The following is a 15,257-nucleotide window of genomic DNA, read 5'->3' on the forward strand; positions in this document are numbered from 1 at the left end:
AAAAACAATGAAAATTGATATTTGTTAACAATTTTACAAAGTTTTTTTAATATTGCCTATGACAAATGTTATTTCTAACTGTCTTACTTAAAACGGAGACAAAATTTCGTATTGTAATTATGGATAAAACTGAAATCTTAGCATTGCTGCAAAAATACCAAAATGGCACTTTATCTAACGAGGATAGAGATAAACTAGATGCGTGGTATTTAAATAAAGCTTTAAATAGCGATTTACAGCTTAGTGAAAATGAAATAGAAAGCAGTTACGAATATTTGAAATCTAAATTACCGCTTCATCAGGAAAGAAAAGTAATCAGCCTATGGCCGCGTGCCGCTGTTGCTGCATCAATTGCCTTATTATTGGGTACAGGAATGTTTTATTTCACAAAATCTAAACAGGAGGTTATTCAGGTTGCTGCAAAACAGAAAGAAATTGCTCCAGGAGGTAATAGAGGGATTTTGACCCTTTCAAATGGAAAACAGATTATTCTGGCTGACATTTCAGCAAAAGATACTATTGCCAGCGAAGGAGAAGAACAGGAAGTTACAATTAAAATGAATGCCGATGGAGTGATCACTTATATTATAAACCCTGATGCTGATACTTCAAAAAATGATGTTAATTCATTTAATACACTTTCAACACCAACAGGAGGGCAATACAATATTATTCTGGCAGACGGAACGAAAGTATACTTAAATACGGTTTCATCTATTAAGTATCCAACTCAGTTTAATGGAGATAAAAGGATAGTAGAGTTAGAAGGAGAGGCTTATTTTGAAGTAGCCAAAAATAAAAACAAACCTTTTATCGTGAAATCCGGTAATCAGTCTATAGAAGTACTTGGAACTCATTTTAACGTACATGCTTATAATAATGAAGCGGTTACAAAAACTACTTTATTGGAAGGAAGTGTTGCTGTTGCTTATAAAAATCAAAAAGCAGTTTTAAAACCAGGGGAACAGTCTAATGTATCTGATAATTTTAATAAGATAGCTATTCGGAAAGTTGATACCGAAGCCGCTATTGCCTGGAAAAATGGCCGTTTTAAATTTGATAACGCCGATCTAAAAACTGTAATGAAACAATTGGAGCGCTGGTACGGAATAAAAGTAGAGTACCGCGGAGATGTCTCGGATGTCAGGTTTAACGGAGGCACATTTATGAATAAAAATCTGTCTGAGGTATTAAAAGTACTTGAGCTTAGTAATATAAAATTTAAGGTTGAAGGAAAAACGATTATTGTTTACCCCTGATTTTAAATTTACCGGATTATATTGAGACTATAAACTAAAAAACCAGAAGCAGTTGCGATGCTTCTGGTTGTTAAAAAGTTTATAGCCAGTATAAGTTGTCTACTAATTGTTTAACTATAACTAATCGTAAATGTATGAAATTTAATTTACAAACGAAAAAGCCTTACAAAAAATTCGGGAAAAAGATTCCCTGTCTTAATTTTTCTAATCATGTATGGGTACTTTGTGCACTGTTTATGCTAATATGCAGTCATACAGCTAAGGCACAAAAGGTTACCGTTAATTTTAAAGATGCGCTGCTTGAAACAGTTCTCAAAGAAACTGCAAAACAGGCCAATTACGAAGTTTTTTACAATCAGAATTTACTAAAAAATTCAAATCCTGTAACAATCAACGTCAAAAATTCTAATTTAAGAGATGCTTTAAATTTAATTTTCAGTAATCAAAGTTTAAAGTATACAATTACCAATCAAACGATAGTGGTGACTGATTTAAAAGAAGAGAATCGGGGAAACGGAATAATAAACATACGCGGAAAAGTACTAAATAGCAAAAATGAGACTTTTCCGGGAGTAAATGTTTATGTTGCAGGGACAAACAAGCGTACTATAACCGATTATGATGGGAGCTTTTCTTTTGATAATGTATCATCAGATGGTATCATTGAATGTTCTGGACTGACTATTGAAAAAAAATCTTTTTCTATTAATGGGCGTTTAGAATTGACACTTATTGTTGAAGATAAAATATCTGCCATGAAAGAAGTGGTAGTTACAGGTTTTCAAACGCTAACCAAAAGCCATTCTACAGGGGCATTTGCTCAGGTTGATGAAAAAACTTTAAATGAAAATATTAATTCCAATCTTGAAACTGCTCTTGAAGGACGTGTGGCAGGTTTGATGTTCCAGAAAAATCCAACAGGAGCTTCGGCTGATACGCCTATATTAAGAGGTATTGGCACCTATTCTTTAGAAGTTGGGTATAGCCCGCTTTTAGTTATAGATGGTCTCCCAACAGAATTGACTCTTGAGGAGATTAATCCTTATGATATTGAAAGCGTAAACGTTCTTAAAGATGCCGCAGCCGGATCTATTTATGGTTCAAGAGCAGCGAATGGTATTATTGTTTTGACTACCAAGAAAGGAAATGGTAAGCTAAAAGTGAGTGTAAATTCTGACTTCTTTGTTGGTGCCAAACCAAACCTTAACGATATGAATTATGCTTCAACCAGTGAGCTGATTGATTTTGAACAGGCTGTGTATAATAGAGAGCGAGCGAGATTTGCCAATACAGCCAGTATGTTCAGCAGTTATGGTGATATTGGAAGCACCAGCCCGAAGTATTATAGCCCTTTATACCAGCTCAACAGAGATTTGGAGGATAAAAAAATCAGCAGTGCAGATTACGATACCACTATCGCCCAATGGAGAAAGAACGATTATATAAAAGATTATAGTGATAATGTATGGCAAAATGAATTCAGACAGCGTTACAATGTAGCATTTTCAGGGAGCACAAGTAAGCAGAATACGTATGTGTCATTGAATTATGACGCCGCAGACAATCGAATCAAATTCAATAACAGCCGTGCATTTAATCTTTATGCAAAAAGCAGTTTTCAGGTAAACAACTGGTTAAATGCCACTTTTGGATTAAACTCAACTTATACGAATGAAGATGTTACTGATTTTGATTTTAGAAATTATGATATCCAAAAAAGATACGAGCGCATCACTGATGATAATGGAGATTTAGTGATGTCATCTTTTGTAGGTATTAAAGATGGTTTTACTGGCAGCAGTGTTATTAATCCTGCTATGGCCTCAAAAATAAATAGTTTAAGCGGTTTTAAATCAGTAAGATTTAATGTATTGAATTCTCTACAGGAAGGTATTACACAAGAAAACTCATTAAGTTTGAGAACTTTTGCAAACATTCGTGCTAAAATATGGAAAGGCTTAAGCTATAATACACAATTTCAGTACGAATTAAGAAAAAACGACAATGAACAGTATAACGCTGTAGATTCTTATAAAATGCGTTTCGCTATTAATACTCTAACAGGATATAATGCAGCTACAAACGCCTACACGTATGTTGATGGTTTTTCTACAGGAGGACGTTACAAACAATTGAGCAGTCAGGCGAGTAATTATTCTTTTAGAAACCAGTTAGATTTTAATCAGGATTTTAGTGAAGGTAAACACTCTGTTAATGCTTTAGCAGGTTTTGAAATGCGTGAAACTTTTGTTCCCAGAACTATTGAACAGATACGATACGGTTATGACCCAGTTACACTTACTTCTGCTACATTAAATAACCTTTCACTTAGCCAGACAGGTGTTTCTAGTTATATTTATGGAAATAGCGCGACTTTAGCAGCTTTATCAAGAACACAGACAGAAGTTTTACATCGTTATTTTTCTGTTTTTGGTACAGCAGGTTATACTTATTTATCAAAATATAACGTAACAGGAAGTTACCGTGTGGATCGTGCTGATTTATTTGGAGTAGATTCTAAATATAAAAACCGTCCATTGTGGTCTGTAGGTTTAGGATGGAATATTAGCAATGAGGACTTCATGAAAGAGGTAAAATGGGTAGACATGCTTAAGCTTAGAGCAACTTATGGTGTTAGCGGAAATATCGATCAAAGTACAACACCGTATGTAACAGCTACAAGAAAAAATGATAACTTATACCAGTCTTTACAATATATAAATATTACAGCACAGCCTAATCCAATGCTGAGATGGGAAAAAACACAAACCACTAACTTAGGTTTAGATTATACTGTGTTAAGACATAAACTTACAGGAAGTATTGATGTATATCGTAAATACAGCAGTGATTTATTGGCAACAACCGATTTAGATCCTACTGTTGGAGCAACAAGCAGAAGAATCAATGCAGGAGCTTTACTGAACAGAGGAGTTGAATTTAGTGTTGGTTCTGAATGGTTTAATAATGGTAATTTCCGTATTAATTCTAATGTAGTTTTTGGTTTCAACAATACAACTGTTGATAAAGTTACCAGAGCACAATCGTCGTCATCAGTTTATGTTAGCTCACCATCGAATTACTTTTTCCAAGGGGATATATACAATACGCTGTATGCTTATAAATACGGAGGTACAGTTAATGGATATCCTTATGTTCTGGATGAAAACGGAAATCCATCAATCACTTTTGATGCCAATGGAAACCCTGTGTCAACGAGTATAAAAACAGTTACCAATCCGAATGCGCTTGTAAAAATGGGAAGTTTAACACCAACTTATACAGGTTCCCTGTCACAGCGATTCACCTATAGACAATTCGATTTAAATATGTTGTTTATTTTCTCAGGAGGTAACGTAATGCGAAAAGAAACTATCGACATGAGTACTGATGCTGTAAATCTTTCAGGTATTACAGATCGTTACACAGATGCACAGCCAAACGGCAATACACGTTTATATGTAGATTTAGCAGAAAATGTGAGAAGTTATGCTGGAACAATCAGCAGCCAATGGAGAAATTCTGATGTAAATGTTGTAGATGGAGATTATATCAAACTTAGAAATATTTCATTAGGTTACAGCCTGCCAAAATCTTTCGCAAATAAAATCAAAATGGAATCAGCAAAATTCACTTTCCAGGTAAACAATATATGGTATTGGAGCGCTGCTGGAAACCGTATTGATCCTGAAGTTTATTCTGCGAACATAGGCACGCGTAATTTACCATTGCCTAAAACTTATTTATTTGGGTTTAATCTAACACTTTAAAAAAATGAAACATATACATATAATAGTACTATCGCTGATGATGTTAACTGTAGCATCCTGTGAAGATTACACTGATGTTACGCCTAAAGGGGCTTTAGTTGTTGAGACAGCCTCACAATTCTATGAAATGGTATCTCTGCCGGGCAGAGGCTATCCAATCAATAACTTTCAGTATCTGGTAGACGATCAATGGATGAAAGAATCAAATGTAATAGGTAAAACGCCAAACATCGATATTATCAATTTTACTTTTGATGAAACTACCGACAGAGTTTCTTTAATGACTGGTTCCAGCTTTTATAATCAGGCTTACACTTATATAAACAGATGGAATACTATTATTTCATTAGTTGATAATAGCAAAGGAGATGAAAGTACAAAACAATTAGCAAAAGCAGAAGCCAAAATCTATAGAGCATACGATCACTTTTTATTAGTAAACCACTATGCAAAAGGTTATGACCCGCAGACTGCGGCTACTGACGGTGGTATCTGTATCATGGACAAATTTGATTTAGAAGCACAGCCATCAAAATCTACTGTAGCTCAGGTTTATGATTTTATTCAAAAGGATATAGAAGATGCACTGCCGTATCTTCAGGAAAAACCAGCTGATGTTTACCATCCTTCATTGGCATTTGCTTATGCATTTAAGGCCAAAGTTCATTTATTTAAACGTGAAATCGCAAGCGCCCAAGCAGCTGCAGAAAAATCATTAAGTTATAATAATCAAATATTTGATATGGTAGCTTATAACAAGCAGGGAGGACCAAATGTAGTTTCAGTACCGGCAGCAAATAATATAGAAGTGCTCAGCTACATGTACATGACAGGTTATAATGAAATGAATTTTGCCTATCAGTATATCATAAGCCCGGAGCTTCGTACTTTATTTGGTACTAATGATGCCCGTTTTAATTTGTTTTTTAACACTACCAGCACAACAAATCTTGATCTGGGATCAAATACAGCATATTGGGCAACTGTATATACCAAGTTTTTTTACCCTACTGTTGGAATGAAAACAACTGAAGTTTATTTAATGCTGGCCGAATGTTATGCCAGAGAAAATAAATTTACTGAAGCTGTTGATATTTTAAATAAACTAAGAGCAAAACGTATTTTATCAGGTACTGTAAATTTATCTGTTCCAGCTACCAGAAAAGAAACAATGGAACTTGTTATAAACGAACGCAGAAAAGAATTACTGTTAGGCTTTAATCGTTTTTTTGATCTTAAAAGATTAAACACTGAAACGGAATACGCAAAAACGATTACAAGAGTATTTCCAATCGTTAACAAGACCGTTCCGCAAAAAACGTATACTTTACAGCCTAATTCCAAATTATACATTGTTCCGTTTCCTTTGTCAGCTTTAACAAAAAATCCAAAGCTTACATTAAATACTGACGAAAAACTTCCATTTTAATTCTAATGAAGAAATTATTTATATTAACAATCATGCTGGCAGCTTTGCTCCAGCATGATTTTGCTCAGGCACAAGAAAAAAAAGAAGACAGTATCAGTAACCAGCAGAAAGGTTTACAGGCCTACGATAAGATAATTAAAGAAGGTGCTAAAACCAAAATAGGCCTTTTTACTGTTAATCAGGTCGCTAATAAATTTTACTTTCAAATTCCGGACAGTTTGTACAACAGATATATGCTGGTAGTGACCAGATATCTTTCTACTCCTGAAGGCATGGGTTTTTTTGGCGGTGAAAAAGCCAACGAGCAGACTATTTACTTTGAAAAAGGAGCTAATAATACCGTTTTCTTAAGATCATTGCAATACAAACAGGATGTCCGCAATCCCGATTCGATGCTGGCAAAAGCATTAGCCGGCAGTAACGAAAATCCAATTGTTGCCGCTTTTCCAATAAAAACAATTAATCCTGCTACCGGAAATGCTGTTATTGATGTAACAGATGTTTTCAAGAAAGATAACCCGATGTTTTCTTTGCCAAGCCAGGAAAAAACAGAGAAAAAGCTAACCACGCTTGCTGATGATAAAACTTTTATCGAAACCATTGACAGCTATCCGATTAATATTGAAGTAAAGACCACCAAGACATATACAAGTACTTCATCTAACAGCGGAAGCATAACGCTGCGATTAAATGTCTCTATTGTGTTACTTCCAAAAACGCCGATGCGAAAACGTTTTGAAGATGAAAGAGTTGGTTATTTTGCAAATAAGTATGTTTTGTTTGATGATGACAAGCAGCGGGCTGAAAAAAAATTCATTATTCAGCGTTACCGTTTGGAACCAAAAGATAAAGACATCAAAAAATACTTAAGAGGCGAACTGGTTGAACCCAAAAAACAAATTGTTTACTATATTGACCCAGCAACGCCAAAAAAATGGAGACCTTATCTAATTGCAGGTATCAACGACTGGCAGAAAGCTTTTGAGGCTGCAGGTTTTAAAAATGCTATTGTTGGTAAAGAATGGCCGGAAGATGATAAAACAATGAGTCTGGAAGACGCTAGGTATTCGGTAGTAAGATATCTTGCCTCTGAAACACCAAATGCTTACGGTCCGAGAATTAGTGATCCAAGAAGCGGGGAAATCATGGAGAGCCACGTAGGATGGTATCATAATGTGATGAAATTAGTGCAAAGATGGTATATGATTCAGGTAGGGCCTTTGGATCCAAAAGCCAGAAAAATGCATTTGGATGATGAGTTAATGGGACAGTTAATCCGTTTTGTTTCTTCTCATGAAATTGGGCATACAATTGGTTTACGCCACAACATGGGAGCCAGCAGCGCAACTACTGTAGAAAAATTAAGGGATAAAAAATGGGTTGAAGCAAATGGTCATACCGTTTCTATCATGGATTATGCCCGCTTTAACTATGTGGCTCAGCCGGAAGATAATATTGGTCCAGAGGGTATTTATCCACGTATCGGGATGTACGATAAATGGGCAGTTAAATGGGGGTACAGCTATTTTCCAAACGCTAAAGATGAGTTTGAAGAGGAAAATATTCTTGCCAAATTAACAACAGACAGTTTAACTGCTAATCCTAAATTATGGTTTGGAGGCGAAGGAAAAGAAGAAGATCCGCGCAGTCAGTCAGAGGATCTAGGTGATGACGCAGTACTTGCGAGCGATTACGGAATTAAAAATCTGAAACGTGTTGTACCAAATCTTGTAGAATGGACTTACGAACCAAACGATGCTTATAACAATTTAGAAGATATGCACAAAGCGGTTGTAACACAATATTCAAGGTACTTGTATCATGTGCTGAAATATATTGGTAATAACTATGTCACTAAAAGAAGTGTTGACGAAAAAGGTGTCGTAATCCAGCCAGTGCCAAAAGAAAAAGTGAAAGCAGCTATCGATTATGTAGGCAGACAATTGTTTGTAGCCCCTCTTTGGATGTATCCGCAGAATATTGATCAGCTTATTTCTTTAAAAACTGAGGATCAGATTTCAGATCAGCAGAATCAGGTGTTAAACATACTGCTAAGTTCAGGGATACTTTACAATATCAACCTTAAATCGATGCAGTTTGAAGGTGCTTATACCGTTCCTGAGTTTTTAAACGATTTACAGCAGACAGTATGGGTAAAATTTACTGGTGACACAAAACAGGATTATTACAGAAGATCTTTGCAGCGCAGCTATATTGATAAATTAGGCATGCTGTTATTACCTAAAGAAACAGAACCTGGCAAGGCTTTGAATGCCGCGCAGCGCAGTGATGTGAGGTTATATGGTAAACAGCATCTTTTAAAATTAAGAGCAGATATTACAAAGCTGATGAGTGGAGCAACAGGATTAAACAAAGAACATTTCGAAAGTATTTTAATCGATATTGACAAAATTATTTCAAAATTAAATAAAACAGATATATGAAAAGAATATTAGCTATAGCATTCATGAGCTTAAGTACTCTGGGACACGCCCAATTGAAGTCAAAAGATGAAGTGACTCCAGATCAGGTAGAGAAACGGGAAGCGCAAAAAAAGGAAATCACAAAAAATTATCTGGCCTTAAAAAACAGCCTTATAATTTCAGATAGTCTTGCTGCTGTCAAAAATGCTGAGGCATTAAAGACTTCATTAAAAAACTTCAAATTTAAAAAGTTAAGGCTTGAACAAATGAATGAGGCTACTGCAAAAAGAAGAGAAATTATTGATCTGGCCACTGAAGTAACAGCAACTAAAAACATCAATAAACAAAGAAAAATTGTTCAAGAACTTTCAGTTAAATTCTGGGACTTAGCTCCAAAATTTAAGGCCGAAGATACTGCATTATATCTTCAGGTATGCCCAATGACGGGAGCAGTCTGGACAAGCGACAGCAAAGAAATCAAAAATCCTTACTATCCTAAAAATATGCTGACTTGCGGTGAAGTAAAAGCAAGTTTATAAAAATTGAATTAAATTGAGTTAGTTTGTCTGATAAATACGGTATTCTTAAACAGGAGCCGTATTTGTCTTTTTTGCTAAAAAAACATTAATGTTAAAAGGTTTTACTCAAAGATAAATTCAAATTTTATAATTTTGTAATACACTATTAATTAATGAAAAAGATATTCCTTTTGCTAGTATTTGTTTTGGGTTTCCTTTTGCTACCTAGCACAGTTATGGCCTGTAAAAGTGAATCTTTAAAAGGTACTCCGCATAAAGAAATATCCTCAAAAAATACCAAAGAACATTCTTGCTGCAGTTCTTCCCATTCGAAAAAAAACAATCATAACTGCGGCGGAAAATGCAGTCATTCCAAGTGTGTCTGTCCTTCTTTTTGTTCGGTATCCTTCTTCTTTAATGAAGTAAATATTGATGCTGTTGCTTTAGAAAATGCTATCGTACCGCAAAGATTTCCTAATTTCACAACATTTCTTTCTGCAGGTTATGGATCGCTTTGGCTTATCCCTAAAATAAGCTAAAAAAGAAACCTGACAGCCATTGGTCTGTCAATTTCAGAGCATATTAACGCTCAAAACTATCTATTCCAGACTTTTTTATAATTTGATTAATGCTTTGCAAAAAGTTCATTTGATCAAATCATAAGTTATTCACTTTAAAACACACACAATGTATTCATTTAAAAATATAATGATAGCAATGCTTCTATTGCTGTCAGCCATAGGCAGTACTCAAATTAAAAATCCTACTAAAGCAAATATCCAAATATACGGCAGCTGCGGCATGTGCAAAAACAATATTGAGCAGGCAGGGAATCAAAAAAATATTGTGGCTGTCGATTGGGATAAAAATACTAAAATAGCTTCCATTACTTACGATTCAAAGAAGACTAATACCGATCAGATTTTAAAACGTATTGCTTTGGCAGGATACGACAGCAGCAGTTTTTTGGCACCAGCATCGGCCTATGCCAAACTTTCCGACTGCTGTAAGTACAGCCGAGACGCAAAAAAAACAGAATCTAAATCTGAAATAGACACTACTGCTCATAATACTCACAATGAAACAGTATTGAATCCATTGCAAGAAGTTTATGATGCTTATTTTACCCTTAAGGATGCTTTCATACAGTCTAACAGCACAACGGTTTCTGCTGGCGCAAAAGCATTACTGACGCTTATTTCTTCGGTAAAAACAGAGTCTTTATCAGCACAGGAGCAAAAAATATGGATGAAGATAAATGCATCGTTAATTACTCAGTCTAGTGCGATTACAAAGACAAATAATATAGAAAAACAAAGAGAAATTTTTAAAGAATTATCTAAAACATTTTATGAACTGATTAAAAATATCAAAATTGCAGATCCAGTTTATTATCAATATTGTCCTATGGCAGATGCTAATTGGCTGAGTAAAGAAAGTGCTGTAAAAAATCCTTACTATGGATCTCAGATGTTAACCTGCGGTAAAACGGTAGAGATCATTAAATAATTCAATATCCAAAAATGAAATCAATCTATATACTGTTTCTTTTTGCCGTAACGGCAAGTGCACAGCAGGTGGTTAGGTACGATCTTTACGTCAGGGATACCCTTGTCAGCTTTACCGGCATACCAAAAAGAGCTATTGCTGTAAATGGACAGATTCCGATGCCAACGCTTACATTCACAGAAGGTGATACTGCCGAAATTTATGTACACAATGAAATGAATGAAGAAACATCGCTCCATTGGCACGGTCTGTTTTTGCCCAACAAAGAAGACGGAGTTCCATATTTGACTCAAATGCCTATAAAGCCACACACGGTTTATAAATATACCTTTCCCATTATTCAGCATGGTACGCATTGGTATCACAGTCACAGCGGGCTTCAGGAGCAAATCGGAATGTATGGATCTTTTATAATCAATAAAAAAGCTGACGATCCTCATTTCAGAAAAGGAATAGATGATCTGCCAGCGGTTCCTGTTATTTTAAGCGAATGGACCGATATGAAACCCGAAAATATCCACAGGTTGCTGCATAATGCCAGCGATTGGTTTGCTATAAAAAAAGGCACAACCCAAAGTTATGGTGAAGCCATAAAGCAGAGACACTTTTCTACTAAAGTGATTAACGAATGGAAACGTATGAACGCTATGGACGTAAGTGATGTTTACTATGATCGTTTTTTAATCAATGGGGAGAATGAAAGGCAGCTCTCTCAGTTCAAAGCTGGAGATAAAGTGCGTTTAAGGGTTTCCAATGGCGGAGCTTCAAGTAATTTCTGGCTTACCTATGCAGGCGGAAAAATTATTGTAGTTGCTAATGACGGTAATGATGTAGAACCTGTAGCTGTAGATCGTCTGCTTATTGCCGTGTCCGAAACCTATGATCTTGTTATTGATATTCCAGAAGACCAAACAGCTTATGAGTTCTTAGCTACGCCAGAAGACAGGACTAAATCAGCGTCTTTATACATTGGCTCCGGTATCAAGCAGCTCACAGAACCGCTTCCTAAATTGAAGTATTTTGAAGGGATGAAGATGATGAACAGCATGATGAAATTTAATGGTGATCTGGACGATATGGGCATGAGTATGTCTTTGAATCAGATGGATATGAACGTCGTAATGTATCCTGAAATAACCGGTGAAGCTTTAAAAAAAGAAAATTCTTCTCATAAAAACCACACAGAAGATACTGCAGCACAGTATAACAGTAATGCATTATCAGATATTGTAACCTTAAATTACAGCATGCTTAAATCAACGGTAAAAACAACTCTTCTCCAGAATGCACCAGTAAAGGAACTTCGGTTTGAACTTAGTGGAAATATGAATCGCTATGTGTGGAGTCTGGACAATAAAGTAGTATCTGAAACGGATAAAATCCTAATCAAAAAAGGAGAAAATGTTCGTATTGTATTATATAACGGTTCTATGATGCGCCATCCCATGCACCTGCACGGGCATGATTTCCGTCTGCTCAACGGTCAGGGAGATTATGCACCGCTAAAAAATGTCGTCGATATTATGCCCATGGAAACCGATACAATAGAATTTAATGCGAATGCTGAAGGCGACTGGTTTTTTCACTGTCATATTCTGTATCATATGATGAGTGGTATGGGAAGAATTTTTAGTTATGAAGACCAGAAATCCAATGCTGAAATTCCAGAGCCTAAAGCAGCACAGAAAAAACTGTTTGCAGATGATAGGATGTTTCATTTTATGGCAGAAAATGATTTTGCGACTAATGGAAATGATGGAGAAGCAATGTATCAAAATACCCGATGGAGTATAGGTTCTGAATGGCGGTTAGGCTATAACGATATGCACGGTTATGAAACAGAAACTCATATAGGGAGATATATTGGTAAAATGCAGTGGCTGATGCCGTTTATCGGATTTGACTGGAGGTACCGCAAAATGGAGGCAGGAGAGAACGAAGAAAATGTTTTTGGACAAAGCAGTACTAAAAACAGTAGATCAGTATTTAGTGCCGGAGTTAATTATACGCTGCCAATGCTTATTACAGCACAGGCAGAAGTTTTTACCGATGGTAATTTCCGTTTTCAGTTTGAGCGCAAAGATATACCGCTTTCTAAGAGGCTTAGAATGAGTTTGATGTGGAACACTGATAAAGAATATATGGGAGCTTTAAAATATATAGCAGGCAGGAATTTTGGACTTACGACACATTACGACAGTGATATGGGAATAGGATTTGGTTTTAACCTGAATTATTAAATACAGCCGTTTATTACAAAGAATAAATGACTTTAAAAGTTTATTAGAATATTTTTTTTCAGAAAGACAGCTATTTATTTAATAACTAAAACCCATCTCGTTACAAAATGAGATGGGATTTTTTTGTAGATTAAATACGGTCTGAATATTTTCGGTTCCTTCATATTGCTCTGCCTAGATTTCGATATATTCATCCTTTTTAAATTGTACCCTTAAATTATATAAGTATTAGATTAAAAAATTAAGACTGCTTTAAGATTTAATTAAAATATTTTATTAATTTTAATTAACTAAAAATCAACACAATGGATAAAACTATAAGGATGCGGGTGAAAAAGGAGATTGACAATAGTAACCAGCTAAAAGTTTTAAAACTGAAAGGTACTTTAATAACCAAGGGGTTCACTCAAATTATTCACATTGCTGATGAAAACGAAGATTTTTACCTCAATTCATTTTCAACTTCACCAGATCATAAAAAAGAAGCAGAAAATTTTGTACTGAATTATATTTCCAATAATAATCTAAGCGATACCATTACGCTTTTAAGTACATAGTATTTTTGTAAATGATGCGGTTAATAAAACCAAAGCTGTGTTACTCCATCATTTTTTTTATAAAAACTTCTATATAATCTGCCGAAAAGTTAAATTGATTCTTGGTAATACATCCCGAGATGTTTTAGGCACCTGATGTTCCCAATAACTGTTTGTATTTCCGCCCATCAGTAAAAAAGTACCGTGATGAAGCGGAATTTCTATTTTAGGAATATGCTTTGAAAATTTATGACGCAGGCGGAACATTCTAGTTTCTCCAAATGTTACTGATGCGATATTCATGTTTTTATTGATACTGGAAGTTTTATCACTATGCCATCCCACACCGTCTTTTCCGTTTCTGTAAAGATTAAGTAATACTGCATTGAATTTTATATGGGTTTCATTTTCTACCTGCTCCCGAATAGTAAGTAATTCTGCTGGCCAATCTGGGTTTGACTGCAGCGAACTGCGGTTCGAATCCCCGTACCAGCAGACCATTCTGGGTGCAGTAATCACTTTGTCATACATTGGCATATCATATTCATGCCATGGGCTTTGATTAAGAAATATATTGTAATAGTAATCCGATTCTTCTTTGGAAAAGAAATTGTCAATTAATAGCAGATCGGCATCAGGAACATCAAATATCTTTTTTCCGCCTGTTCCCGATGCAAAAATTTCAGTGTCATTGAAGAGCGTCATCATTTTATTCGATTTTTGTTTAATTACTCCGTGAATTTTATTGTTTGAAAACCCTGGAAGGGTATTTTTCTGCATAGTTTAGAATTAACTGCATCATATAATGATTGTCTTGATAACGGAGGACAAAATCCCTTATCTCTGAAGGATTTGTAAATCCAGCATCTGAAGCCATGTATCCCATGCCGTAGAACTGTCCTTTTTCAATCCATATACAGCTTCGCTCTTCGGGTGATCTTCCTTTATTTATAATTGCAAAACTTGATCTGCTGTTTAGCAAAAAAAAATGGCATTTTCTATTTGTTCATTATGCAGTTCCACTTCAGGCAGATTAGAAAGCTCTTTATTTATAAAAATTTGTCCTTCTACAGATCTGGAAAATTTACAGAATCTGTAATCAATTTCGAAATGCTGCATAAGGCTTCGCAATACATTTATTGCTTCATATTCACTATTAAATACTTCTATGCAAATTTGAGCTTTACTGATTTTTCCAATCGTCAGATACCGATATCCGTTACGGGTCTCATATTGATAAAGTCCGTATTTGGGCTCAAACCGTTTCAATGCCCTGTTATAGATTGGCCAGAGTTTCTTTATTTCAACACATTCTAATAACAGTGCCATGAGCTCAGTGACACAAACTTCAAAAGAAATGGAGTAGATATCCCTAAGGAAATTTTGTCTTTGCGGAGTAATTTTATGACCTGTGAAATGAGAAGTCATTCTTTTTTTCAAATTGACCGCTTTCCCGATATAGATTACTTTTTTTTGCTCGTTATAAAAATAATATACACCTGTTTTTTCCGGCAATAACTCAAAATCCTCAGGAGACAACAGATTAGGAGGAAGGTGCTGATCCTGTGCTGTG

The 15,257-nt window shown here is 35.3% G+C and carries 12 protein-coding genes; 9 read left to right on the top strand and 3 right to left on the bottom strand.

All coding sequences use genetic code 11. The annotated features are described in order from the left end of the window. Window positions 1–119 precede the first annotated feature (119 nt). From IRZ80_RS05615 to IRZ80_RS05655, 9 genes are all read left to right on the top strand, one after another. Complete coding sequence (locus IRZ80_RS05615; RefSeq protein ID WP_194640582.1) at window positions 120–1,259, top strand: FecR family protein; 1,140 nt, start codon at window positions 120–122, stop codon at window positions 1,257–1,259. A 134-nt stretch (window positions 1,260–1,393) separates the two neighbouring features. Further along, the gene (locus tag IRZ80_RS05620; protein ID WP_194640583.1) at window positions 1,394–5,029 is read left to right on the top strand and encodes a SusC/RagA family TonB-linked outer membrane protein; all 3,636 of its coding nucleotides are present in this window, start codon (window positions 1,394–1,396) and stop codon (window positions 5,027–5,029) included. Window positions 5,030–5,033: 4 nt separating this feature from the next. Beyond that, entirely contained in the window at window positions 5,034–6,458 is a 1,425-nt protein-coding gene (locus tag IRZ80_RS05625) for a RagB/SusD family nutrient uptake outer membrane protein (RefSeq protein ID WP_194640584.1), read from the top strand. A gap of 5 nt (window positions 6,459–6,463) precedes the next feature. Continuing rightward, complete coding sequence (locus IRZ80_RS05630) at window positions 6,464–8,902, top strand: zinc-dependent metalloprotease (protein ID WP_194640585.1); 2,439 nt, start codon at window positions 6,464–6,466, stop codon at window positions 8,900–8,902. Next, complete coding sequence (locus IRZ80_RS05635; protein WP_194640586.1) at window positions 8,899–9,420, top strand: DUF3347 domain-containing protein; 522 nt, start codon at window positions 8,899–8,901, stop codon at window positions 9,418–9,420. Before IRZ80_RS05630 ends, IRZ80_RS05635 begins: the two co-directional genes overlap by 4 nt. Window positions 9,421–9,572: 152 nt before the next feature. Beyond that, a complete protein-coding gene (locus IRZ80_RS05640) occupies window positions 9,573–9,938 on the top strand; it encodes a hypothetical protein (RefSeq protein WP_194640587.1) in 366 nt (121 codons plus the stop codon). Between the two features lie 148 nt (window positions 9,939–10,086). Next, window positions 10,087–10,908 carry a DUF3347 domain-containing protein gene (locus IRZ80_RS05645; protein ID WP_194640588.1) on the top strand — a complete coding sequence of 274 codons (822 nt, stop codon included), beginning with the start codon at window positions 10,087–10,089 and terminating at the stop codon, window positions 10,906–10,908. Between the two features lie 14 nt (window positions 10,909–10,922). Further along, window positions 10,923–13,148: a multicopper oxidase family protein gene (locus IRZ80_RS05650; RefSeq protein WP_194640589.1), complete on the top strand. Its 2,226-nt coding sequence runs from the start codon at window positions 10,923–10,925 to the stop codon at window positions 13,146–13,148. A gap of 305 nt (window positions 13,149–13,453) precedes the next feature. Continuing rightward, a complete protein-coding gene (locus IRZ80_RS05655; protein WP_194640590.1) occupies window positions 13,454–13,705 on the top strand; it encodes a hypothetical protein in 252 nt (83 codons plus the stop codon). A gap of 69 nt (window positions 13,706–13,774) precedes the next feature. On the opposite strand, the gene IRZ80_RS05660 is transcribed toward IRZ80_RS05655, so the two are convergent. Genes IRZ80_RS05660 through IRZ80_RS21210 form a run of 3 tightly spaced genes read right to left on the bottom strand, consistent with a single transcriptional unit; the run spans window position 13,775 to window position 15,223 of the window. After that, on the bottom strand, window positions 13,775–14,464 hold the full coding sequence (locus IRZ80_RS05660) for an alpha-ketoglutarate-dependent dioxygenase AlkB family protein (RefSeq protein ID WP_317174734.1): 690 nt from the start codon (window positions 14,462–14,464) through the stop codon (window positions 13,775–13,777). After that, window positions 14,427–14,666 carry a hypothetical protein gene (locus IRZ80_RS21205; protein ID WP_317174735.1) on the bottom strand — a complete coding sequence of 80 codons (240 nt, stop codon included), beginning with the start codon at window positions 14,664–14,666 and terminating at the stop codon, window positions 14,427–14,429. Before IRZ80_RS21205 ends, IRZ80_RS05660 begins: the two co-directional genes overlap by 38 nt. Beyond that, window positions 14,660–15,223: a nucleotide excision repair endonuclease gene (locus IRZ80_RS21210; RefSeq protein ID WP_317174736.1), complete on the bottom strand. Its 564-nt coding sequence runs from the start codon at window positions 15,221–15,223 to the stop codon at window positions 14,660–14,662. The genes IRZ80_RS21205 and IRZ80_RS21210 overlap by 7 nt, the downstream gene beginning before the upstream one ends. Between the last annotated feature and the right edge of the window lie 34 nt (window positions 15,224–15,257).

The sequence above is a fragment of the Flavobacterium sp. HJJ genome (assembly GCF_015351475.1).
GTDB classification, from domain to species: Bacteria; Bacteroidota; Bacteroidia; order Flavobacteriales; family Flavobacteriaceae; genus Flavobacterium; species Flavobacterium marginilacus.